The organism is Haloimpatiens myeolchijeotgali (assembly GCF_042688525.2).
Taxonomy (GTDB): domain Bacteria; phylum Bacillota; class Clostridia; order Clostridiales; family Clostridiaceae; genus Haloimpatiens.
This window is the reverse complement of the sequence record NZ_JBHWAB010000001.1, coordinates 1,700,926-1,726,417: the sequence shown is the minus strand read 5'-3', so window position 1 is coordinate 1,726,417 and position 25,492 is coordinate 1,700,926. Positions and strand designations below refer to the sequence as shown.

Sequence of the window (25,492 nt, the reverse complement as noted above, 5' to 3'; positions counted from 1 at the left end):
AATATTATGTATATTTATTCTACATTTTTCTATTGTTTCCTTTAGATTTAGTACAAATAAAACACTCGATAATCAACTACCTAGTCAGATTGTTCAAAAATAGTTTTCCAACAAGTATAAATTCACAATGGGAAACTATAGGGAATTTCATCTATTTCATTACATAAATAAGGTCAAATACATTAAAGTTCTTGCTTTTTGGATAAGTAAAAAGCTCACAGTTAAAACCTGTGAGCCATAAAATCCAAATCTTTATGAATTAGTAACTCGATCTAATTCATAAATCTTCTCATTTAATTTTTCTTTAACCTTCTTTTCAAATTCTCCTAATACATAATTTATAGAATTAGCTGCTTCCTCGGATATATCACTTGACATCGAATCAATAGAACTTTTCAAATCATCTATATATTCTTTTGCTTCCTCATTAAATCCAGAGAAATACCATTTCTTTTTATATTTAGTCTTTCCAAATAATCCTTCACCTGCATATTCTTCATCGTAATCAAAATCCATTCTATCAATGTACCAATCCAAGCTTGTATATTCCCCTCTATCTTTCAAGTCTGAAATAATACCCGAAGAAGTACTTCGCTCATCAAATTCTTTTAATACTGATATTGAAAAATCACGTTCGCTTAAATAAATACTAAAATCTTTCCAACATATAGGTAACGCACATTCTCCACCACATATTTCCTGAGCTTCTGCATATATCTCTGCTAATAGTTTTCTGATTTTTTTGTTATAAGAAAAATACACACTACCTTCAGCATCTTCACAAGTATAATATGGTTTAAGAACATTAACCTTATATTCCACGAATACTTTTTTAATAATTGGTCGATATGCTGTTTCAGAATAACATAATCTACGGAACTCATCTCTAGCCACAGACTTAGCCTGACTTTCAGAACTATAATTCCTACTGTACTCTTTGATACTGCATGGAACAGCAATATAATAATCCTTACAATTTAACTTAACATCATTAGTTGATACTTTTTTAACTGTAAAATTATTAGTCTTTTTTTTCAGCATTTCTATTAAATCCTTTAATCCTGCTTTTCCTCTTTTGCTTGTATTACTTGTTTCAACTATGCTCAATGCTTTTTCAGGACAATCATTAATAATTTTCTTGACTGTCTCTAAATCATAGTCATTAATTGCTTTACTTTCAATAGGCACTGCATTACCATCCGAGTTTTCTTGCAAATAACTGCAATTAACTATACACAATCCACAACCATTGCATTTTTCAGATACCTTAATCTGTTTCATCTTATTTCCTCCCTTTTATCGTTTAATATGTATTAATAGCATTATTCATTTTTGATAAATACTTCTCACCAGTCATTATAGTTTCAATAGCTTCCTCTGGTATCGCACCTTCAGATGTAAGAACAGGAACATTAATAATATCGGACATTGCTACAGCTATATTTACACAAATCATTAAAACACCTTTATCACATTCAGAATAATTATGCACATCTAAACCATTTTTATCTATGGTACATTTTGTTTCTTTTATTGATCTTATAAATAAAGCATTCATACCCATTAATAATTTAGCAATCCTATCTGCCCTTGCAATAACAGCATCATAAGCAGTGCAAATAGATTCTGATTGAGAATATACAACATTGGCTTCTCGCATTTGATTATTTGCTGCTGACAAATATCGTTCTGAATCCATTACCATCATCTTACCTAATCCCTTAGTTAAAAGTCCACACACCAATTCTTTATCAGTAAATTCCTTTTTATTTGATATAACTAAAGCATCAAAGATTGCTAATTTCTCAATATTATCACAAAACGCTATTTCATTATTGTTTTCTCCACCTAAATCAATTTTCTGAATTTGGCTATACACCTCAACAAATTTAGGAACTGTATTTTCCACGATGGCTCTTTTTTTCTTTGCAACATTTACCAATCTTTTATCCGTATATTCTGCTTTATTTCTAACCATTAGCTCGGCTTCTTCACTTCGTTCAAATGCTCTTGCATATTTTTTCAATGCCTTTTCGTCCATTTTCATGGATTTATCAGTACTATATAGTACATGAGTCAACGCACCTGCACCTAATAATTCTAAAACCATGTTATCACTTCTTTCCAAAATTCAATACAAGTGTACTTCCTAATTGTGATTCATATTCCTCTAAACTCTTAAAAGCAATATTTTCACCAAATATATTCAATATTCTGTCTAATCCTTCTGTAATACCTTGAAGATTATAACTTTTTTCACAAGCACTACTTAAAATCATATCAAAACCGCCTTGAATTTCTGTATCCCAGTAATTATATTCCTCTTCAAAAATACTTCTCAACTTATCTCTTTGGTTGGACATTTCACTTAATGCATCTGCTTCAATTCTCCTAATCTGACTCTCCTTCAACTTATAGTCATTAAGATGTTTCGTTGTACTAATAACGGAAACTATTGAGCTACAAACAACTGTAGTAATAATAGTTCCTAACACCTCCCCTATTACCGCTCCTGCAATAACCCCACCTGTTGTCCCGCTCCCAGGAAGTACCCCCGTTCCTCCTATACCACCAATAATTGCTCCAATTTTCTTCCCGACTTCCCCACCTATTAAACCATTAACCATTATTGTACCCTTTTCACCGACTTCTTCAATAAATTCTCTTCCGTTAATTTCTCCATTTATATATTTAACAGTTGAATCTTTTACTATTGCTGCAACTGCAATAATTTGAGCAACTTCATTATTATTGGCAAGTTTAATAAAGACTTCTTTATTGCTATTCCTTAGTGATACTGTAACACCATCAACTATAACTTTATTCCTTCCACCTGCAATAGCAACATTGGCTGTGATTTTTCCCATATCTTTAGCAGCATCATCTAAAGTTTCTTTCCCCTTTGCCACCTCACATAATTTTCTAACTGCTTCAACAGTCAACGGAATTGCTGATTTCACAACTATATCTTTCGCACCAGTGACAAACTCTGTTCCAACATTTTTAGCAGTTCTTGCTGCAAATTTTTTCTGCAAAGCGATGTCGGAATTTATCTTTTCCTTTGCCATTTGTTTTCTGGCTTCTTTTGACATACCATTATCTCTATTTGTTATTATCTCCCAATCACTCTTCTCGCCTTTTGCTGTATTATCAGATTTTGATAATATTCTATAATTTTCAGGTGAATTCATTATTTCCCTAAAATCCTCATCCGACAAAAAAGGATTGTACTTAACAACATTGTGGACATCTTTCAATGCCTTTATATGATCAGTTTCTGCTGAATGCTTTGCCCATTTAGGCGAAACATTTTCACCTTTCTCATTTTTCATGTGATATTTCTTCTGGGCTGCTGTTTGACTTTTATGTAGTGTTTTTCCACTAATAGGATCTTCGTATGTCTGCTTTCCATCAAAAACTTTTTCTTTATATGATGCTTTTCTTTCTTTGGAATCCCATAAGTTATCACGATTTTGCTTATTATATTCTTGGGTAATTCCCAAATCAGCATTTGCTTGTGTTTCCATCATATTTAGATTAACCATAGCTTCTGTTACTTTTGATGTAGTATCTTCGCTCATTATTCCACCTCCCTATAGATATTTTTAAGCTTTTTGATTTCACTTTTAATTTCTTGTATCAAACTATCTAGATAAATAACTTTTATATTACTTCCCTGACTTAATATCCACATAATTATTCTTTTTCCAAATACCTCTGCTTCAATTAAATAATTATTATTATATATGTCAATTATTTTTACAATAGACAGCCTATCTAATACAGTCTCTATCGAACTTCCATTAAATTCAAATATAAATTTCTCATCTCTTCAATAGTTTCCATCATTTCTTCCCTAAATTTTTCAGGACCTAGAACTTCTACAGACTCTCCTTGGCTCAATAGCCACATCTTTATACCTTTTCCAAACATATTTGCCTCTACTATGTATTCACCTTGTTTTTCTTTTACTATTTTAGCATTAGGTAATCTATCTAAAACTGCCTCTATTGATCCACCTGTAAATCTAAACTTTATTCTTTCTAGTTCCCCTGTTTGCATAAATTGAATTAACTTTCTAAACTCACCATCTTTAAATCTCTTACTATAATCTACTCTATATTTTCTATCAGTAATAGTTAACTCTTTAATTCTATCTACTCTATAGATAGTAGGATATTCATAACTTTTCCCTTCAATAAAAGCTATGAGGTAAAAATAATATTCTGAAAATAATAGTCCTTGTGGATATAAAATTCTTCTAGAAACTTTGTCTTCTACTCTACCATCTATGCCCATCTTAAAATATTCAATATCTAATATTCTTTGATCTTTTATTGCAGTACTAATTTGCCATAGCTTATCCAATAATTTCTTTCCATGTTGTGGTGAAACATAATTTACTACCTCATTACCTATAATATATTTAATATTTTCTTTATCTTCACATATACAAATTTCAAGAAGCTTATTAATTATATCTTCTATTTCTGTCTTTATGAAACCTCTACTCTCTAAAAGCACTTTAGAAATAGATAATACTTCTTTTTCGTTTAAGTTTTTTTCATTCTTTCCATTAAGAATATACCCTCCTTTTTCCCTGTCCATTATAATTTTCTCACCTATTAGTACACTATCAGGTTTTTCCACAAAATCTTTTATGTCTTTTATATATCTATAAAAAGTTCTTTCATTAATACTAAATTTATTTATTACATCATTCTTTCTAACTACTTTTCCTTCTTGTAAATCATTGTAAATAAATAACAATACGTCTGATTTAAATCTTTCCATTCATAATATATTTCCTTTCTTAAATATTTTTACCAATTTATATTAATTATACATATATCATCAAATTCCTTCTTTTTTTTCAATTTTTTCTTATACATTTCTGCATCAGCTTTCTGTATTAATTCACTAACACACATTTCCTTTTGAGTTCTTTTGTCATACTCATATAATCCATAGCTCAAACTTAAATTGTACTTACAACTATTTTTATTAATTTCTTCTATCCTTCTACAAATTCTAGACCATGCTTTATTAGCTTCTCTCATTGTTGTTTCAGGCAATACTACTAAAAATTCATCTCCTCCCATTCTAATTACAAAATCTTTTTTTCTAATATTTTCTCTTATAATTTTTGCTACACTTATTAAACAATTATCACCTTCTTCATGTCCAAAAATATCATTTATCATCTTCAATCTATCTACATCAACAAAACAAATAACAAATTTTTTATTATTGGTTATTGACAATTTTAATTTCTTATCTAATAACTCTAAACCTGATCTTCTATTTAATACTCCAGTCATAGCATCTGTACTTGCATAATAATTTAATTTTTCTTTTTCTAAATATAGTTTTTTTAACATATTATCTTTCTGCTTTAAAATTTTAATAAGTATTTCTTTTTCCATATTTTCATAATTCACTTAATACCCCTACCCTCAATATTTATATTTCATAAACTTTACTTTAATTATATGCTCTTGCACTGACATTGACTGTCAGTACAAAACAGAAAATAATTACTTTTAAAACATAAAAAACCACTAACTAAGAAATATCTTCCTAGTCAGCAGCCTTTTTGTATAATCTATATTATTTTATCCACTCAATTACATCCTGAACTCAACTCACATCCTTATTTTCATTGACTTTTTTACTTTGCACTTATATTGATAAGAATATTTATCTCTTATCTCTTTTACTGGTAAAGCAATTTCACCCTCTCTAATATCACCTACAAAACTAACCTTTTTTTATATAAAGTTTTAAGTTATAATCTATCCTCATAATGTTTTTCTCCCATAACATCTAATCCTTTTGGGGTAATTCTGCAATCTCAAACTCATGTTTATATATGAGTCTTATTCAAAAATTCTACTATTTCTTCTTCCAACTCATTATATCCATAAATAACACCATTATCTTTAGCTTCTAATTGAATTAATGTAAAATTATTATATCCAAAAGTTTTCTTTACATAACTGTCATCTTGCTTAGGACAAGTAACAATAATATTCTTGATAACACCTCTTTCAGGTGCAAGATTTTTTTCACCATCATAATAACTATAACATAAGTTATAATAATCACTTAATTGTTCCATTACTTCTCCCTTTTTATTGGTTATATATGGTTTCTTACGACATTTAACTTCTATAATAACAGAACCTTTAAGTTTATTATCTTCTTTTGAAAATAAAGCCAATCTTATATCAGGTCTATTATGTCTCAAACTCATACTGATAAATTGACTTTTATTTTTAAAATCTCTAGCTATCTCCATATCATATACCAATTCACAATAGCAATCTTCTTTTTCAAATTTTAATACAGTTTCTGAAGGAAGATCTCCATCTTTCAATTTACAATCATCTTCATCAGCTAACCAACCTCTAGTCCAATCATAGCCATTACTATTTAATATTTTTATAATTAATACAAAAGTATAATATTCAAACAATTTAGAAGTTTGCTTATTGGGAAAACTTGTTCTAAATTTATCTTTATTTTTATTATCTTCCTTTTTTATATCTATTAAATCCTTATAAATCTTATAAAGTTGAGCACATCTTTTATCTTTTAATAATTTTAAAGAAGGCTTATTTACTTTATTAGTATCAGATAAAATTAACATATAAAATTTTATCACTAATTACAGTTTTTCTCCTACAATCATTCTTTTAGTTCCTTTAATTCGCATTTTGACTTTATTCGTATTGCCTTGTATCTTTCTTTTAGGAAACTTAGAAAAATCTTCTTTCTCTATATTACCTTTATACTGTCTGTCTAATATTTCCTCTTCTTGTACACTCATTTTATTATTAACTTCCTTTAATACATTATTTTTTATATGGTTTATATCTAAACTTAATATATCTATTAACATTAAAAACTCTTCACCTGAAATAGAATTTCTCTCTAATTTTCCACAAAATGTTTTATAATTAATATTTAATTGATCAGCTACCCATTTAACTGTTCTACCTTGATTCTGTATTTCCTTTTTTAAACAATCTCCAAGTTTCATACGTTACCTCCTACACAAGTTATTTATTGGTATTTTAAACCATAATTAAGTTTTTTGTCAAATAGCAACATTTTTCTTGTATTTTAATATAATTATCTTTATTTTTAATATAATTATCTTTATTTTAAAGCTACAATAAATCTATGGTATTATTAATATAATTTATTTTATACATACAAGAAAATAATACCTTGAGAATATATTAAGTTTAAGTTAGCAATATTTATTTCAGTAAAGTGCAAAATAATCTGTGTAAACTTCATAAAAATTGACATAATATTCTTATAAAAAATGGAGTGTGTGCAGATTATGTCTTTTTCAAAAAAATAACTTATTAAAGAATTAATTAAAGAAACAAAGCCTACAAGTGCAAAGATGTTCAAGAAACATTAAAGGAATTATTTGCAGATACACTTAAAGAAATGTTAGAAGCGGAGCTTGATAATCATTTAGGATACTCAAAGTATGACTATAAAAACAAAAACACCACAAATAGTAGAAATAGTCGTACTTCTAAAAGAGTGTTATCAGATTTAGGAGAATTTGATTTAAATGTACCGAGGGATAGGGAAAGCTCATTTGAACCGCAGGTTGTAAAGAAAAATCAAACTGATGTTTCAGGAATTGAAGATCAAGTAATAGGTATGTATGCAAAAGGTATGACAACAAGAGACATAGCAACTCACTTAGAAAATATATATGGTTTTGAGGCTTCGCCTACTTTAATATCTGGCATAACAAATAAAATTACTCCTATAGCAAAAGAATGGCAGAATAGACCTCTAGAATCTGTATATCCAATAATATTTATGGATGCTATATACTATAAAGTTAAACAAGATAATAAAATTGTGAATAAAGCTGCTTACGCAGTTATAGGAGTGAATTTAGATGGAATAAAAGAAGTTTTAGGTATTTGGATAGGTGGAAATGAAACATCAAAATATTGGCTTTTAGTATTGAATGAACTTAAAAACAGAGGAATTAATGATATATTAATAGCTTGTGTTGATGGTTTAAATGGATTTTCTGAAGCTATTAAAGTAATTTATCCACGTACTGAAATTCAAAGATGTATAATACATCAAATTAGGAATTCATCAAAATATGTATCTTACAAGGATAGAAAAAAATTTAATGCTGATTTAAAACTAATATATACAGCAACAACAGAAGAAGCTGCTTTAGCGGAGCTAGAAAGATTCCATTGTAATAGTATTACATAAATTAAAATAACTAGGTATTTATATCATAATACTCTTACCTAGCTATTCTTAAAATATATTAATTTTAAAATTTTTATGGAAGTTTACACAAAATTCTTGACAGACTCTTAATTAAGGTTTTTACTTTATCTTTAAAGCTTTTATGTGATTTCTTATGTATTCTTATATTTACTTCACATTTTGCAAAATAAAATTAAAACTCAAAACCTTTTTCTTATTGTAAAATCTACTGCATTTTCATTTGCATTTACTTTAAATAACTTCAAGTATTTTTCTCATTCTTATCATGATCTTTAATTCTATCTTTTACTTTTAACGTATATATTTCAGCTGTCTACAATATATGTTTTTCTACTATCTTCCAAACATCTGCAATAGCCACTTTAAATAATCTATCCGGTATTAAAATTGTTTTTTCATCTTTATTTATTTTATTTAAACTACACATTGCAGGATATATTTTAATTTTTTTCTCTATTCCTCTCATATTTATCCAATAATTATTTCCTCGTTTTATAATATCTCCTTGTTCTTCTTGTAAATGTACTATTTCTTTAAGTGTTTCTATATACTTTTCTTCTTTTTCTACATCGATTTCAGTACATAATTCGCCTTTCATTACCCAATTTAACAATTGTAAACCAGCTATACGATCTAAATTTTCCTTAATAGACTGATTCCAAAAATGTTGTAAACAATTTGGACAAGATGCTTCACACTTACATTTTTTAAATCTTTTTTCAGTTTCATTCATTACTTCTTTTATTAATTTACCTACTCTATTTGCATATCCAGCTCCACTAGATAAACTATCATATAAATATATATCTACATAAATATTTTCTTCTACATATCTTAAACGATATCCTGATTTTAAATCACTAAATTCAATATCTAAAACTTTACTTGCTGCTAACACTAATGCCTCCGATAAAGATGTTACTGCAGGTATTATCCATATATTTAAATTTTCTTTATTAATATTAATATTATTTTTTTCTAACTTTAATTCTAAAACAAGCATATCAGTAAGTATATCACATCCCAAAAGTACTTTTTGTCTTGTATGAAAACATACTTGAAGATCTTTCTTTTCTCTATAAGGAACTTTATATGGTCTTTTTCTTTCTTTCTTATCGTTTTCTGGAGTTATATGTGGATCAATGGCACCACATTTACTACATAAATCAAACCCTTCATTACTAGGTCCTTTATTAATGAGAATTAATTGTTGATCTTCTCTATTCTCCATACGAATTAACTTTGTTTTTGATATTGCTTTCATTTTACTTGTATCATTAGAAAGTGAAGCATATGATGGCTTACTTACAATTGAGTACTCTTGATTATCTCGTACTTCTGAAATTTTCATTCCATCTCTTGCTACAAATCCCCAAGGTTTAATTAAAGTTTCTTCTTTTAAATTTCCTCCACACAATGGACACTTTTTCATTTTATTTTCTAAACCAAACCATCCACAATTATTATTTTCACAGCAATAAATCTTTTTATTATATTCATTCATCCTTAACCAAGGCTCTGCAGCTTTATATGCATAATTTTTGTCATATTTAGTATAATGATCATATAAGCCACCTGAAATATACGATTTTTTATTGACAACTATCATACGACCTGGTGCATATTCACTAAGAGCAATATCAATACTTCTTTCAGGACTTTCATCTATTTTTCCATATTCTTTTTCAATCCAAAAATGTACAATATCTCTTGGAAATGAGTATGTTGGTAATAATCCTTCCTTAAATAATACGTCTAGTAATGACATATATACTTCCTTAACATCATTTTCTTTACTTTTTTTCTTTATTTTATAAGTAATTGGATTTCGATTAACTTTTGATTGTATTCTTTCAATTTCTTCTATTATGTACTCTTTATATTTATTCCACTTGATTATAGCTTTATTAGGTATAAGCGTATTTATTCTCTCCTGTGGCAATGGCAATTTATCTTGCAACCATTCAAGAAATTTTATATAATTTAATTCATTTCCTTGTGAAAAAAAACTAATGACATCCATATCTTCTATACTTCTTTCACGTGACACAAAAAATTCCTGCAGAAGAATTAAATTTAAATGTCTTTTAATTAATTTTTTATTAGTATAATCAATCCAAGGTGTTCTAGGTTCACCTGAAATAATTTCTTGTGGATCATTAAAATACCATGCATCATGTGGTCCATTTTCTGTATACGTTACTATAGTAGAAACAGCTGCTCCTTTTCTACCTGCACGTCCAGCACGTTGCTGATAGTTTTCTCTCATAGGTGGTACATTTCGTAAACCAACTGCTGTTAATGAGCCAATATCAATTCCTACTTCCATAGTAGTTGTACAACTTAGGATATCAATTGGTTCACTATCTTCTTCCATTACAATATTTCTAAAACGCATTTCATATTCTTCTGTAGTTGTCCAAATGTCATTTGCTTGATCTTTATGCGATAACTGTGCTGTGTGCTCATCAGTTACGAAATTTTTAATTTTTCTTCCTTGTGTTGCTTCTATTACAGGCTTTCTCCAAAAATCATATCTTTGTAATTCTTTTTGTGATACTTCTGATAAATAATTTTTACTACCACAATAAATACAACTATCAAATAGAGTAAACATAGATGTACCTGAGCACTTACTACATCTATACCACTTTTCATTTTCATTTGTTTTTAATGTTAAATTATTAGGCAATAAATATCTGTTATTATGCGATACATCATTACTCTTATTTCTATCTGTAAGAAAAAATATAAAATTCTTTCTTAATTCTTCTATCTGATCTTCTTTTATCCCATTTACCTTTAATAAATTTGTTAAATATTTAGGCATCTTTTCTTTTTCACTAATACCTAAATTACCTTTATCAAATGATAATATACTATTTCTTACTTCATCAGATACTGAAGGGAAAATAGCTATATCTTTGACTAAAATATTTTGAATCCATGTATTATATATTTTCCTTATTAATTTTATATCTAATCCAGTACTATTCCTAGCCTTTTCCAAAATAACTCTATCTATTTTTTTTACATGTGTACCTTGTTCTAAAAGTATAATTTGACCTAAACAAAGGTTATTCAAAGAACGATAACTATCACTAATATTCTTTAAAAAAAGTTGATAAAACATCTTAGGTGGAACCCCTATATCTTGCATCTCTTCATAATCTGTATCTTCGTAATCACCATACATTTCTCGATAACGCTTTAATTGCTCTTTAAGTTCTTCTTTCTCATCTCCATAGAAAAAAGAAACTTTATTTTGATCAACTACTTTGAGAAATGCATAATACAATATATTAAGCGATTTTTGATTTTTTCCATATTCTTTTTCTAACTCTTTTTGTGCCATAAAAATAGCTTGTCTACCTGCATCTCCATCTGTTGCTATTGTCAAGTCTCTTGCCAATGTAGCTGCTCGCTGTCTACTATCAGAAAATAGAAGTACTTTTTTACCTTCATTTTTTAATTTCATATCCTTAACTGGTTGATCAATTAATTGTTCTGTAACCAAGTTAGCAAAAGGCTCGTTTCCTCTTACCTTAAATGATGTCAGCTTGTTTTTTTCTCTTCCACAGTTTGGACATATTTTAAAAGTATAAACTTTTCTTTTTTCATCATACTTTCTTGGTATTAATACCTTAATAAAACCTTTTCTACCACAAAATTTTTCTCCCTCATACAAAATACCTGTTTGACTATTAATATATCCAAATACAGATTCTTTTTTTGCTTTACTATTTTTCACTCCTTCTTTAAATATATCAGTCCTACCTTTTGGTGCTAACCATAAGTGTATTTCCATAGGGTTATTAATAAATTTACTATTATCCTGCCATAGAAATGAATGATGTCCTATACTATCACTTTCTTTAAACGCACGAATAAATAATGTACCACATCTTCTATCTCCTATAAGCTCAAAAACTCTTCCTCCACATTTTGGACATGTAAAACTAGGTGTATTACTAATATGGCCTATCTTTATTCCCATTACTTCATGGTTATCTTCACACTCAGGATTTAGACAAGCATACAGTCCATTTATTCCTCTAAATAACAAATGTATTCTAGCTGGAAGTAATACTTTTTCATCTTTTGATCTTGATAAAGTACCTAATACTAAAAGAATTTCTATTGCTCCTTCTGCATCTTTTTGAGAAACACCTTCAAAAACACTATTTGCAATTTCTTCAAATGCAACCCCTTTACCACTACATACTTCAATTAGTTCTAACATTGGTGGATACTTAGACATTTTTTCATAAAGCCAATTATTGTAATTATTTGTTACACATCCCCATCTAAATAATTTGGTAAGTATATTAAGTTGCTCGCCCATTTCTTTCTTATTATTACTTTGTAGTTTATCATAATCAAGCTGCAAAAGACGGTTCACATCTTCTTTATTACCTTTCCCATGACCTAATAGTGGTGTCCTTTCTCCTTCGATAATAGCAAAATTATAATTATTTATACTTTGTCCTGTTAGTCCACAAACAAATTCTCGCAATTCCTTTTCTTTTTTTTGAGGCACGCTAGCACTAGTTAAAATACACCTTATTTTATCCCTACCAATTTGTAATTTATCCATTAATCTTCTAATTAATAAAGAAACCTCTCCACCTGCTGCCCCTCTATACATATGTGCCTCATCTATAACTAACAACAGTTTGTTATTAATTGAATGTTTTAACCACTTTCTTGTCTTTTCCCAAAAACATTGTTCAATAGGTCTCATAAGCATATATTCAAGCATACTATAATTAGTAATAAGAATATCCGGACATATTTCCTGCATTTCAGCACGTGTCAATAGTTCTGCATCATTTATTCCAGTTGACTGATTATTTTTATTTAAACTACAAATAAAGTCACTTAAATCTTTAGCTGGAACTCTGCCTATTTTTTTTAATTCTTTCCCTACTTCTTTTTTACAATTTATATATGTTTTCTCTAACAATTTTGCAAGATTTTTATTTTTATCTTTATCATTTTTTCCAGGATAAGGTGTACGTCCTGTATACATTCCGAATCTCAATCTTCTTATATTATCATTACTTTCCTGTTTCATAAGTTTCATATAAGCATCATCTTTTCTTCCAACAATATTACGTATTCTGCCTAATTGATCTGATACTAAAGCATTCATTGGATATAAAATTAGCGTCCTTATACCTTCTTGTTCCCAATCGTCTGAATCATTTGCTACTTGCCTTACCATTTCAGTTAATATTGGCCATAAGAAACATTCTGTTTTACCTGAACCTGTTCCTGTTGTAACTAATAGATCTTTATCCTGATAATAAGCTTCAAGTGCTTTAACTTGATGTGTAAAAGGTGTATTAAAAACACCTAAATTATGCTTTATCAAATAATCTAAGTATCTCTTTATATTATCATCTAAATCTGCATTTTCAAATCCTTCTACTTCAATCTTATAATTTTGTGTTGCCTCAATAAAAGGTTCTTGAAACAATACACCTTCTTTATTTAATATTGATTCTGTAGCTTCTAGTAACAAATCATTTTCAGCAAAATACTGAGCTTTAATATAATTTATAAGTCTCTCTTTTAACTTTTCATGTGTTTTTCTAATTCCTAATTCACTCACTATTTTTCCCCCTTTGTAATTATTCAAATACTACTTGAATACCTAATCCACCTAGTACATCTTCTATATCTTCCCATATGCATATAGGTATTTTTCTTAAATAAATATCATTATATCTTCTCTTAGGCCAAGATGCCATTAACAGTATTCTATTTTCTGCATTAGGCAATCTACTATGACAATGTAACTCTATCATTTCTCTATTTCTTTTTGCTTTAAATTGAGCAGGTTTACCACAATGATACTCTAAAGCATACATAATTCTATTTATCTCTTTTTCTTTGTAATACCATTCATCTAACTTAGCTGTAAAAAAGCCTTCGTTCTTATACCATAATAAAATATACTTATATTTCTGATTACTTTTTCGAAGTAATGAAATTCCTTTAGGAATATGTGCTTTGTTGAATTTTTTCCAAGCCTTATTATGCCAAAGACCAGTTTGCCCACTAAAATATTCATATTCATCCTCTAATTGATTTGATTGCCACAATGCATTTTTTTCTAATGACCTATAGTACTCATTTAAACTACATTCAGGTATATTAAATATTCCTCTATAATTAGAATTACTTTGATTTCTTTTATTTCTCCATGCCCCTAAGCCAATAGAATATGCATTATTAAGATTGCTATTCCAATCTGTACCACCTAAAATCAGTTCATTATTCTTAAAGTATACTATTTGTTCAGGTGATGATGTTAAGCAGTGTATATTACATGTCTCACTTATCTGATAACAGAAAATCAATTTTTCAAGTATATATTTACTCAATTTTTTTTTTACTGATTGATCTTTACTTATATGTACCCATGCTTCTAAATGAGGGATAGATTCAAGTAATCCCCCAACAATATTATTCATCCTTTCAATGATATAACGTTGACTTACATATGGATACTCTTTCCCTTTTCCATCTATTTCAACATATGAAGTACCTAAAACTTGAACTTTTGCCCATGCTACTAAAGCACAATATATAACTCTATTACCATATTCGCCATATGTTTCATCATCACATGGAAATATTGATAAGTCTCTAGAAATTTGCTGTACTAATTCATTCATTTTATTCACCTACTATAAGATTTTTTAACTCTTGTGTGAAATCATTTTGATAGTTATCTATATTGTTTGCAATCTTTTCCCTTACATCATTATCTTTAAACATTAATTTTAAATCACATATGCTTAAACATACTAGTGCATTTTGCATCTCTTTCTCATTGCATAAATAAGCTAATATTAAACTCCTCGTAATTATATACGCATTAACAACTTCAATATGTTTGAGTAACTTACTTAGTTTTTTATAACTATCATTTATTTCTAACTCATTTTTTCTCATTAATTGCAATAAGCTTGTACTATCAGTACAAACATAATTATGCTGCACTACTGGTCTAATATCTGTTATTTTAATGAGAGCCATATATTCCAATAAATATGAAGGCATTAAATTAACCATATTAATATCTTCACATGAAGCCACTATAATTCTATCATTTTCTTCTGTCTCAATATATTCTTTAAAAAGTGGTAACATTAAAGATTCATTAATCTGACCTACTACACCTTCTATTAAAATAACCTTAGCTTTAGAATTATGATACAGGTCTATCAACTCATTTACTTCACTATACCCACTTGGTAAAGTAACAATAAGAGGTGTTTCTCCTGCATATGTATAGCTTATAGCTTTAGCAATTTCTCTAGTTTTACATCCTACAATAAGTGGTATTATTTTAGCCGCTAACACACTTACTATATAATCTGACCATTCCGTCCTATTCTTTCTTATACCTATGTTTTTTAGATTATATGCTACTACTTTTGTCCATTCCTCTATACTTTCACAAGTATTTATCTTGTCACACTTGATTTGATTTTTAATATATAATTCTATATGATTTTCTTTTTTTTGTATCAATTCTTTTGAATTTAAAATTGATGATTTCAATGCTGACTTAATAAGTTCTTTATCAATATTACTAATAAAATTAGTTACTAAACTATTATATTCTCTCAGTTTTTTCTGAACCTTATCTTTTTCTTCCTCTAAATTCATAACTTGTCTTTGTGATACTTTAATAGTATCATTTAGACTCCTTATTTCCTCTGTTAAACTTATTTTTTTATCTATTATTGATTGATTTTCTTCTTCCCATTTTTCTATGTATTTCTTACTATAGATTTCATATCGTTCTTTTAATTCATTATTTAACTGCTTAATTTTCAACTTTTGTTTTTCATTTATTGTTTGTAATTCCTCATTCTCTTGTCTTTCCCTTTCTAAATCTTGCTTACAACTTTCTTTGTTATCCTTTAATTTTTCCTTAATTCTTTTAATTTCAGACTCTGATATATCTAACTTATTTTTTAAACTACTATACTCCCTTTGTTGTATTTCTATTTCTTTAATTTTTAAATTAAGTTTCTGTCTTTTTTCTTTAATAATTCTATCTTTTTCTAAGAGTTTGTCTTTCAAGCTTTTATTTATATTTTTCTCATTTTTTAATAAAATTTGTTCTTTTTTCTCTACTTGATTAATTTTATCTCTATATGTTCTTTCTAATTTTTTTCTTTCTTCTTCCTGTACTTGTTCTCTTATTTCTTTATATTCAATAGCTTTTTCAATACTATTTTGAACTAGTTTTTTTTGTCTTACTTTAAGTTGAATCCCATTTAAAGTAAAAAATAACATAATATATTTAGGTTCTATTTTTTCTAATAGAATAATCATTAATTTTATATACTCTTTCATCTGCTTTTTTTGTACTATTTCTTCTATATTTTTAGATATATTTAAATTTGACTTTACATATTGATTAATTTCTTCTAGTTTTTCATATAGAATTATTTTAATAAAATCAATTGTTATTTTATCCCCCTCTTCAATTGCATTTGTAAAAACCTTCGGTATCTTTTTTTGCAATAATTTTGATTTTGGATTAAAATACGCTCCATCAAATTTATTTTTAAATAATTTACTATTTTTCTTTAAAAATTTAATTACTTCTTTTATAGGTAAGAATTCTATCATTAACATCTTTTCATCTTTATTCAAATTTTTTAACTTAATCATTGTATATCTCCCTCTCAATCTCGCATAGAAGACTTTGTGCACCTACAGGTACCTCCCCTTTTCGAATCCACTTATATAAAATTTCATAAACACCCCTATTTTCTTTATTAAGATTATTCTTAATCTTGTACAATAATATTTTATTTTTATAAGTAGGAACTACAATTGTTCCTCTGCATTCATAAAGTTTTCGAAAGATTGCTTTCCAATCTACTTGATTTATTTTTTCGTTATTTGTATAGACTTTATTATACCTATAATATATATTTCCAAACCCCTTACAATCAATATTTATTGCCCTTCCATAGGATATTTCATCTAAACTATATGTACTTGAATATACACAATAATTCTCTTTTGTTACTCTTGCTATAATTGGAACATTCGACTGAATAAATAACCTGCCATCTTTAGGAATAGGATTATTACTTTGATTATAATCAATAAATTGCCCTTCAATATCTTTTATTATTATTTTAGAATCTAATAGCTTTTTGTCATTTAACTTTTTTTTATAATTTAAAATATATTTAATTTCTGCTGCAACACCTACTATTTCTTGATCATGAACTAATTTATTTGTAATTACAATAACTTTCTCACTACATATAGATATATTGGAAATTTTAAAAATCTTATTTCCTATTAATCTATATATTCTTCCTTCTTGTATCTCGTGAAAATATTCATTATTACCCTTAGTTGAATGATAAAACCATGCTTTATCATTATCAAAAATCAACTCATTTCCTTTACACACAGCAGGTGGCCATAGAGGTATAACATTACTTATTTTTTCAACAAGATGATAGCCTTTTCCATCTATAAATTGTCTTGCTTTCTTTGTAAATCTTGTAATTTTCATTTCATATATATCAAATATCTTTTGTTCTCCGGCTTCTTTTAATCTAATTTTACCTATATTTTTAAACATAATTCCAAAAACATGCGGTGCATCTTTTGAAAACATCATCCTATATTTTTTCCCAACATAGATATTAGTCTTTATAGCTACACGATATCCTCCTTCATTATTAGCATGGTATATGTCATTTTCTATATCAATACCTCTTATTCCATATAACCACTTTCTCTTTACTTCTTGAAATTCTGTAGTTGGTTTAATATCAACATATATCCATTTTCTAATATCGTATACTATATAATAGTTTAAATTTTCTACACAACACCACTTCTGTTTATTAATAAAAACTTCTGTTTCATTTTCTATTAGCTTACTTCTACACCTTTCGCTTATACTAGGGAAATACGCACGAAGTTCAAATTTATTACCATCATTACATAGATATAATGGTATCCCTCCATTGTTAATGTATACAATATCTGCTGCATTATCAATTTTTCTATAGCTTGTATTTTCATGATACTCAGGGCATGTACGTTGCAGCGGTGTTCTCTCTTTTATTACTTTATGTGCAAAACAAGCTTTTTTTCCTCTTCTCAAAATTAATTTTTCTGTACAATAAGGACAAAAATATCGTTTTCCTACTAAAGCATCTTTATAATGAACTTTTCTCCCTTGACTATCAATACCACTTTCCATATTTACCTCCCCCGTAATTTACAACCACACTAATATATTTATCTATTAATTCTATTAATTTATTTAAAAAGCTTTTCAATCTCTCACAATAAAATTTATGTCAAATTCTAGTGAACATTTCTTAATCTATACATTATAAATTTCTTGAAAAATTTATTTTCAAAATGCTTAATCTCTATCTTGAAAGAACTCATTTATCCCGTTAACTTTTCTTTATATTTTCATTTTTGCATATAATACTTGCAATGTTTTTACATTCAAATACTGTTCTTAATATTAAATTTACTACTTTAAGAATACATTTTTAATTGTTTTTTATGTATTAATATATAATAATTAGTTCTTTTAATTTTTCTTACAATCATTTGTGTATTATCTAAAATGAATTAATAATTATATTTAATTTCCTTTAATTGAATATAATACAATTATATTCTACTATAAAATACTAAAGATTTCTTATCAATTTCAAAAATATCCGTAACAACAATAAAATATTAAATATTTTTTCCAACATAATTTTATACTTATTATTCCATTTCATTGAAGCAAAACTTTTTTAAATTAAAATAAAGTTCTGCTTTTCTCAAGCTTTTCTCCTCTTACTTTTGGGGTAATTGGAAAGCTCACAGACAAAGCCTGTGAGCCGTAAAATCAAATCTTTTTTATAAAAAGCAAAGGTTTATTGTTTAGTTACATAACTCCTACTTAGCCTAACCACTCTCTCCACCTGTTGCCTATATATTTCCAAAAACACTTTGCTATGAAAAATTTTCCTCACAAAGGTGTATCGTTATATGATTAAAACTCATTTTCATATTTTTTAAAGAATTCATAATATGTACGTACATTTTCTAATTCTGTCCACTTTTTCACATCAACTGAATTTTCATCAAGATCATATATTTTTGCTCCACGCATGGCAAGCAGAAATGGAGAATGTGTTGATATAATAAATTGACAGCCTAAAAATCGTGCAGAGTCCTCAATGAATTTCATTAATTCCATCTGACGTTTTGGAGAAAGACTGTTTTCAGGCTCATCTAATATATATAATCCATTTTCATCGATTTTTTCAAAAAAATATCGAAATGCACTTTCCCCATTTGAATATTCCCTCACATTAGCCATCAATTCATTTCTCATAAAACGTGACTGCGTTTTACTTTTAGCCATATTTACTTTTTTAGTTGCTCGTAATCTGCTATAGACTTCATTTGAAAATGAGAATATTTCGCATCCAAATATTCTTCAAAAATTTTTTCTCGTTTTTGATCAATTTCTTCGTTCAGGCTACGGATATTTAACATATAATCAAATACATCATCACTTGTTATAATGCTACTATTTTTAGGGATATCATCTTCAAGTTGCATCTCATACATATTGACATAGTCGGAATAGAAATTAGATTTATTATAAATAGAATCTCGATTGATTCCTGTTTTTTCTGCTATCACATTTAATGCTGTTGATTTTCCCGAACCATTTCCACCATATAAAATCGTAACTGGCTCAAAATCAATTCTTTCAAAACCATGTCTTGATAATATCTTAAATGGATAAAATGAATCATAGCACGTTCTTTTTTCTTTTATTAAAAAATCAAATTCCATATCATCATTTGGAAATGTAAAAACATTCAAATAAACCATTATCATCTTCCTTATCATAATATTATATAAATAAATCTTCACATCATATTCTGTTTCCTCATACTCAAAACACATAATATTGTACATATGTTCCTGTACACGAAAACCCTTGAATTTAGATAAATACATCAAGGACTTCAATCACTTATATTACTATATTTTACCTTTTAAGCCTAACTACGGTCTCCATATGCCTTAAAGCATGAAAAGATCTATATTTTACTTTTCTATGTGTTTAAGTTTATTTCAATCTAGACTTCCATCCTTTTAACTCCAATATTTTCAAAAACTTTTTCTCAGTCAGTATTTCATTTGTTTCAAACTTTCCATTAATAAACAAGCTATAAGTGGTAAATGGTGTTGGTGCATTTTGTGCTTCTTCTAATGTATCAATTTTTTTCAACGTAAAATTAATATTTCTTTCATTTGCGGCCGATTTAATTAGATTAGCATATTTTTCAGTGTATGGGCATTGATTAGTATAAAATAAAACTATCCCCTTTTCATTAATAACACCTTTTCTTGCACACTCTTTAAATTTAGGTTTTTTTACTGTTTTCTTAAAAGGTAAATATAATAAATCAAAGTATGGTTCTGCACTATCACAGACTTCAAATCCTTTGTATTTCAAATATTTAGGGTCTGATAAAAATGGCATTTTTTTCTTAGATGATAAAACAACTAATCCATCTTTACCTTTGTTTTTAGCATCCTCTATACATTCATTTAAAAGTACATTTGCATAGCCGTGCCCTTTAAATTTACCTGATACCCAAAAGCAATCTATATACATATAATTATATCCTATTATTGGTATAAAAGCCTTGTCAGCAGGTATATATTCAATAAAAACTTTTCCTCTTACATCAAGTTTTTTAAACACAAGACCATCCTTAAATCGCTCTTTAAGCCATGCTTTTTTACTACCAACACAATTTTCTCCTTTTTTATCAGAGATAACACAACAAATATGTTCTTTGTCAATATTTTCTGATGATACTGTTATAATTGGCATTTTTATCATTCCTCCCTGCATTAATTAAAAAATACAAATATATCTATAGTTTGATTGTTCATAAATTATCCATTTTCATTCGTTGTCTTAATTGATTTTCCAACAACAACTTTCTTATCTAATGTTATTATTTCATATTGTTCACTTCATCACTGTATTGATTCATATTATATGAACTAAATATAGTATAACGAAATTAATATGACACCAGTATGTCATGTTACAAATTTTATTTAACCTTTCTAACTATCATTTTATCCAAATCTATAACTACTCCTACTAACTTAAAAAAATCTATTCCAACAATTATTTTACTATATTTTCAATGTTCATCTATAGATTTAAATAATATCTATTTATTAACATAATTTTCCCTTGCTTCTTCCCTTTTTATATAAAACACTCCTCATTTATCAATAATATATTCATTTTAAAATATATTTTACATCCATTTAATTTACTATTGTTATAAAATATCAAAAAAACTCTGCCTTAAACAGAGTTTTCTTAATTCGTGTAACCACTTATTACACAAATTCAATACCACTATATGAAATTTTCATAAACTTTTATATCTTTACAAATTGTATAAAAATATAAATCTCTCTTTTCTTCATTCTTATCATACCAATTTAAAAATAATTTAAATCTATTATTTTTGTAATAAAATAGTTTTTCAACGAGTATAAATTTACGTCGGAAAAATGTAGGAAAATTTCTCTATTTTATTATGCAGATAAGGTCAAACATATTTGTTTTACTTACTTAGTTTAACCACGCATTCCACATGGCTACTCTGTGGAAACATATCTACTGGCTGTACTTCTAATGTTTTGTATCCTAATTCAGCAAGTATGTTTAAATCTCTAGATAACGTTCCTGGATCACAAGATACATAAACTACTTTTTTAGGTTGCATCTCTGATATAGCCTCTAAAACAGCTCTATCGCATCCTTTTCTTGGAGGATCAAGTACAACTACATCTGCTTTTATTCCTTCTTCTATTAATTGTGGTATAACTTCTTCAGATTTTCCTACTATAAATTCAGCATTATCCACATTATTTTTTTGAGCATTAACTACTGCATTTTCTATTGCTTGAGGTACTATTTCAATTCCATATACTTTTTTACATTTTTGTGATAAAAATAATGATATGCTGCCAGTACCACAATAAGCATCAAATACTACATCTTCTGGACTTAAATCAGCATATTCTAAAGCATTATTGCATAATATTTCTGCTTGAACTGGATTAACCTGGAAGAATGCCAATGGAGATATATTAAATTTAAATTTTCCTATGTAATCTGTTATACTATCTTTTCCCCATAACGTTTTACATTTTTCACCTAAAACAACATTAGTTCTATTAGGATTTACATTTTGAATTATACTTGTAATTCCTTCTATGTTTTTACTAATTAATTCTATAAATTCATTTTTGCATGGTAGATTATTTGCTTTTGTTACAATAACAACCATAGTTTCACCAGTTTTAAATCCTCTTCTCACCATGATATGTTTTACTACTCCAGCATTTATATGTGCATTATAAGGCTTTATATTAAACTCTTTAATCCATTGTCTTGTAAGTTTAACAACTTTATCTGCTATTTCATCTTGTATTGCACAAGTTTCTATATCAATAATATCATGAGTTTTAGGAGCATAAAATCCTATTTTAACTTCATTTTTATATTCTTTTACTGAAAGTTGTACTTTGTTTCTATACTTATAAGGATTCTCCATTCCTAATATATCATGAACAATTAAGTTTTCGTTACTATCAACTTTAATTTTTGCTATTCTTTCTAAACACTCCTTAACTCTATTTGTTTTAAATTTAAGTTGTGCATCATAAGATAAATGTTGTAATCTACATCCTCCACATTTATTGTATACATTACAAATTGGTTCAACTCTATCCGGAGATGGGTTAATTATTTCTATAAGTTTTCCAAATCCAAAGTTTTTCCTTACTTTTAAAACTTGAATACGAACTGTTTCTCCTAAAAGTGCTCCTTGCACAAATATAGTATAATTATCTATTTTAGCTACTCCTTCTCCTTCAAAACCTAATCCTGTTATTTCTACAACATGTTCAGTATCTTTTTTTATTGGTATAATCTTTTCCATTCACTATTTCTCCATTTCTTCTCTTCTTTACTATCGTATTACATCTTATCAAAAAATTTAATACAATAATATAGTTAGTATATTATTTTTCAGTTGACACTTTTACTTCTTAATTTCTTTAACTCTTCCAACAATACCACTTTCAAGCATAACTTTAATACCACGAGGATGATTACTTGAGTTTGTAAGAATTCTTTGAACTACACCATCTGTTAATTTTCCAGAACGCTGATCTTGTTTTTGAACAACTCTTACTTTTGTACCAGGTTTTATATTTGCTCTTATAGTTCCATTCATATTATTATCCTCTTTCTTCATTTTTTAATTCATAAAAGAACTCTCAACTACTATAAATTTTGAATACTTCTTATTATATCACATTCTTATTTTACATGTAGTCCAGTTTATATCTTTTTTTCACTTTGCATAGCAGGTCCTCCTTTTTCTTTATTACCTGCTATTTTGCTTTATACAATTGCTAAATTATAGGCAGTAATTTTTTTACGTTTACCCATAAGCTAAAAAAAAGCAACCCTACTTGAGTTACTTCTTCTATAAATTTTATACTCAACTTTCGCAGGACAAAAATACTGCCTAGCGAAGGAAAATGATATATTGCGTAAGAAACATTTGAACAAAGTTTACAAGTTCTTAGCTTTACGAATTTGAAAAAAGTTATTTTTTAATTACTGATTCCTATGGAATATTAATTAAAAAATCTTTTTTCAATATGAGTAAAGCTTAGAACTTGTTACTGAAGTGAATAGTTTCTAAGCAAGATATCATTTACCGTAGCGGCTATTTTTCATCTGCTAAAGTTGAGTTTTATATTATTAAGTTGCTAAAATTTATCTTCTAACATCTATTATATTTCTTGGATTTCCAAATTTTCTTCTAACTTCATCAGCTGATGAAATAATCTTTTCATAGCTTACATCAGCTAAAGGTTTCAATTTACTAATTTCATACTCAATTGTTTCAGCTAAATCATTTCTTATAGCCATATTTACAATACCTGCTGCTTTTAATACAGGTATTATAAGCTTTCCGTATGATTTTGTAGCTTTTTCAAAACTTTTTATGTTTGAATAATCTACATTTTCAAAAGTATTCATGATTTTTTTTGCATATTCTATATTTGTAGCAGCTTGCACATTTTTAATACCATAGAATTTATTATCTAAATCCTTAACTATATTTTTTATAAATTTCTCATCTATTCTTTCTGGAACTGAATCTATAATTTTTTTTACTCTTGCAGATATATTTAAGTTAAGTAGTTTTTGCTGATCTTTGTTTAGATTTTTTTCTCCATAGGTATTTATCTTACCTTTAACTATTCCTAGTTCTGCATAATCTTCATAACTTAAACCACTTCTTATAGTAGGCATAATAGACTTTGCATAATCCATAATCTTTGAAGAATCCATCAATTCTTTTAAAGTGAAATCTACTCCATTTACATTAAACTTAGTTTTCAAGTTTTCCATATTATTAGAAATGCCTTTTGAAGTATTATTTTTCATCTCTAAAATAAGATTATTTATTCCTTTTTTTAGTGACTTTGTATCATCTTTTAAACTACTGCAGTCACTGAAATTTTTAGTTGTTTCTGCTATAAAATTCTTTACATAATAATCATAACACTTTACATCTTTCCCTTGAGCTTTAGAAGAAAATACATCAACATAATCTTTATTTAAAACTTCTTCCTTAATCTTATAATAACTAACTACTTCAAATTCTTTTCCATCTTTACCTATACATTTTTCATTGTACATATCGTCCCATGGTATAGTTGTTATTTCATGTGGACGGCAATTTCCTTTAGTTTTGGCATTTTTAATTCCTAAGGCATTACTTGTATCAAACTTGACTTTTGCTAAATTTGTTGTACCAATAATATTCATAATTTCAACCCCCTATGTAATCAAAATATTAATCCCTCAAAGTTTTTATAATTCCTACTATTCTTCAACTGGTAGACCAAGAAATTATTCTCTTTCCTCAATACTAACCGCATTGATAATTCAAAAGATAATTGGTCTATCTTAAACTGAAATATTTATCACTATATTAAAACTATCTAGTGAACTACGCTCACTATGCGAGTTAAATGGCTT

At 27.4% G+C, this 25,492-nt stretch carries 15 protein-coding genes and 2 pseudogenes; 1 reads left to right on the top strand and 16 read right to left on the bottom strand.

Going from position 1 to position 25,492, the window contains the following annotated elements:
- Positions 1 to 252: 252 nt before the first annotated feature.
- The 7 genes from ACFIJ5_RS07755 to ACFIJ5_RS07725 all read right to left on the bottom strand — a co-directional run bounded on the left by ACFIJ5_RS07755 (position 253) and on the right by ACFIJ5_RS07725 (position 7,045).
- Positions 253 to 1,281, bottom strand: coding sequence for a ferredoxin (locus ACFIJ5_RS07755; protein WP_379805736.1), 1,029 nt, complete (start codon positions 1,279 to 1,281; stop codon positions 253 to 255).
- A gap of 22 nt (positions 1,282 to 1,303) precedes the next feature.
- On the bottom strand, positions 1,304 to 2,128 hold the full coding sequence (locus ACFIJ5_RS07750; RefSeq protein WP_379805734.1) for a hypothetical protein: 825 nt from the start codon (positions 2,126 to 2,128) through the stop codon (positions 1,304 to 1,306).
- On the bottom strand, positions 2,115 to 3,581 hold the full coding sequence (locus ACFIJ5_RS07745; protein WP_379805732.1) for a hypothetical protein: 1,467 nt from the start codon (positions 3,579 to 3,581) through the stop codon (positions 2,115 to 2,117). Before ACFIJ5_RS07745 ends, ACFIJ5_RS07750 begins: the two co-directional genes overlap by 14 nt.
- Positions 3,582 to 3,789: 208 nt before the next feature.
- Positions 3,790 to 4,794 carry a helix-turn-helix transcriptional regulator gene (locus ACFIJ5_RS07740; protein ID WP_379805730.1) on the bottom strand — a complete coding sequence of 335 codons (1,005 nt, stop codon included), beginning with the start codon at positions 4,792 to 4,794 and terminating at the stop codon, positions 3,790 to 3,792.
- Positions 4,795 to 4,823: 29 nt separating this feature from the next.
- Positions 4,824 to 5,441: a GGDEF domain-containing protein gene (locus tag ACFIJ5_RS07735; protein WP_379805728.1), complete on the bottom strand. Its 618-nt coding sequence runs from the start codon at positions 5,439 to 5,441 to the stop codon at positions 4,824 to 4,826.
- 425 nt (positions 5,442 to 5,866) lie between these two features.
- A complete protein-coding gene (locus tag ACFIJ5_RS07730; RefSeq protein WP_379805726.1) occupies positions 5,867 to 6,652 on the bottom strand; it encodes a hypothetical protein in 786 nt (261 codons plus the stop codon).
- Positions 6,653 to 6,670: 18 nt separating this feature from the next.
- Positions 6,671 to 7,045: a hypothetical protein gene (locus ACFIJ5_RS07725; RefSeq protein ID WP_379805724.1), complete on the bottom strand. Its 375-nt coding sequence runs from the start codon at positions 7,043 to 7,045 to the stop codon at positions 6,671 to 6,673.
- Positions 7,046 to 7,378: 333 nt separating this feature from the next.
- Here ACFIJ5_RS07725 and ACFIJ5_RS07720 point away from each other — a divergent pair.
- Positions 7,379 to 8,250, top strand: a pseudogene (locus ACFIJ5_RS07720) (IS256 family transposase); the annotation flags it as partial.
- Positions 8,251 to 8,605: 355 nt separating this feature from the next.
- Here the strand turns inward: ACFIJ5_RS07720 and ACFIJ5_RS07715 are convergent.
- From ACFIJ5_RS07715 to ACFIJ5_RS07675, 9 genes and pseudogenes are all read right to left on the bottom strand, one after another.
- Positions 8,606 to 13,909, bottom strand: coding sequence for a DEAD/DEAH box helicase (locus ACFIJ5_RS07715; protein WP_379805722.1), 5,304 nt, complete (start codon positions 13,907 to 13,909; stop codon positions 8,606 to 8,608).
- A 19-nt stretch (positions 13,910 to 13,928) separates the two neighbouring features.
- A complete protein-coding gene (locus ACFIJ5_RS07710) occupies positions 13,929 to 14,978 on the bottom strand; it encodes a hypothetical protein (RefSeq protein ID WP_379805720.1) in 1,050 nt (349 codons plus the stop codon).
- Position 14,979: 1 nt separating this feature from the next.
- Positions 14,980 to 16,995 (bottom strand): coiled-coil domain-containing protein, encoded by a 2,016-nt coding sequence (locus tag ACFIJ5_RS07705; RefSeq protein ID WP_379805718.1) that lies wholly within the window; start codon positions 16,993 to 16,995, stop codon positions 14,980 to 14,982.
- Entirely contained in the window at positions 16,988 to 18,559 is a 1,572-nt protein-coding gene (locus tag ACFIJ5_RS07700; protein ID WP_379805716.1) for a competence protein CoiA family protein, read from the bottom strand. Before ACFIJ5_RS07700 ends, ACFIJ5_RS07705 begins: the two co-directional genes overlap by 8 nt.
- A gap of 801 nt (positions 18,560 to 19,360) precedes the next feature.
- Positions 19,361 to 20,214: pseudogene (locus tag ACFIJ5_RS07695) on the bottom strand (AAA family ATPase).
- Positions 20,215 to 20,455: 241 nt separating this feature from the next.
- Positions 20,456 to 21,229, bottom strand: a complete 774-nt coding sequence (locus ACFIJ5_RS07690; RefSeq protein WP_379805714.1) for an N-acetyltransferase — start codon at positions 21,227 to 21,229, stop codon at positions 20,456 to 20,458.
- 757 nt (positions 21,230 to 21,986) lie between these two features.
- Positions 21,987 to 23,369, bottom strand: coding sequence for a 23S rRNA (uracil(1939)-C(5))-methyltransferase RlmD (gene rlmD, locus ACFIJ5_RS07685; RefSeq protein WP_379805712.1), 1,383 nt, complete (start codon positions 23,367 to 23,369; stop codon positions 21,987 to 21,989).
- A 102-nt stretch (positions 23,370 to 23,471) separates the two neighbouring features.
- A complete protein-coding gene (locus ACFIJ5_RS07680) occupies positions 23,472 to 23,666 on the bottom strand; it encodes a YwbE family protein (RefSeq protein ID WP_379809568.1) in 195 nt (64 codons plus the stop codon).
- A 551-nt stretch (positions 23,667 to 24,217) separates the two neighbouring features.
- Complete coding sequence (locus ACFIJ5_RS07675; protein ID WP_379805710.1) at positions 24,218 to 25,279, bottom strand: hypothetical protein; 1,062 nt, start codon at positions 25,277 to 25,279, stop codon at positions 24,218 to 24,220.
- Positions 25,280 to 25,492 lie beyond the last annotated feature (213 nt).

Bases quoted from the DNA above. Each gene is read 5' to 3' on its own strand.
- ACFIJ5_RS07755 (WP_379805736.1), bottom strand. From the start codon at position 1,281: ATGAAACAGATTAAGGTATCTGAAAAATGCAATGGTTGTGGATTGTGT.
- ACFIJ5_RS07745 (WP_379805732.1), bottom strand. From the start codon at position 3,581: ATGAGCGAAGATACTACATCAAAAGTAACAGAAGCTATGGTTAATCTA.
- ACFIJ5_RS07740 (WP_379805730.1), bottom strand. From the start codon at position 4,794: ATGGAAAGATTTAAATCAGACGTATTGTTATTTATTTACAATGATTTA.
- ACFIJ5_RS07730 (WP_379805726.1), bottom strand. From the start codon at position 6,652: ATGTTAATTTTATCTGATACTAATAAAGTAAATAAGCCTTCTTTAAAA.
- ACFIJ5_RS07725 (WP_379805724.1), bottom strand. From the start codon at position 7,045: ATGAAACTTGGAGATTGTTTAAAAAAGGAAATACAGAATCAAGGTAGA.
- ACFIJ5_RS07710 (WP_379805720.1), bottom strand. From the start codon at position 14,978: ATGAATGAATTAGTACAGCAAATTTCTAGAGACTTATCAATATTTCCA.
- ACFIJ5_RS07705 (WP_379805718.1), bottom strand. From the start codon at position 16,995: ATGATTAAGTTAAAAAATTTGAATAAAGATGAAAAGATGTTAATGATA.
- ACFIJ5_RS07700 (WP_379805716.1), bottom strand. From the start codon at position 18,559: ATGGAAAGTGGTATTGATAGTCAAGGGAGAAAAGTTCATTATAAAGAT.
- ACFIJ5_RS07690 (WP_379805714.1), bottom strand. From the start codon at position 21,229: ATGCCAATTATAACAGTATCATCAGAAAATATTGACAAAGAACATATT.
- rlmD (WP_379805712.1), bottom strand. From the start codon at position 23,369: ATGGAAAAGATTATACCAATAAAAAAAGATACTGAACATGTTGTAGAA.
- ACFIJ5_RS07680 (WP_379809568.1), bottom strand. From the start codon at position 23,666: ATGAATGGAACTATAAGAGCAAATATAAAACCTGGTACAAAAGTAAGA.
- ACFIJ5_RS07675 (WP_379805710.1), bottom strand. From the start codon at position 25,279: ATGAATATTATTGGTACAACAAATTTAGCAAAAGTCAAGTTTGATACA.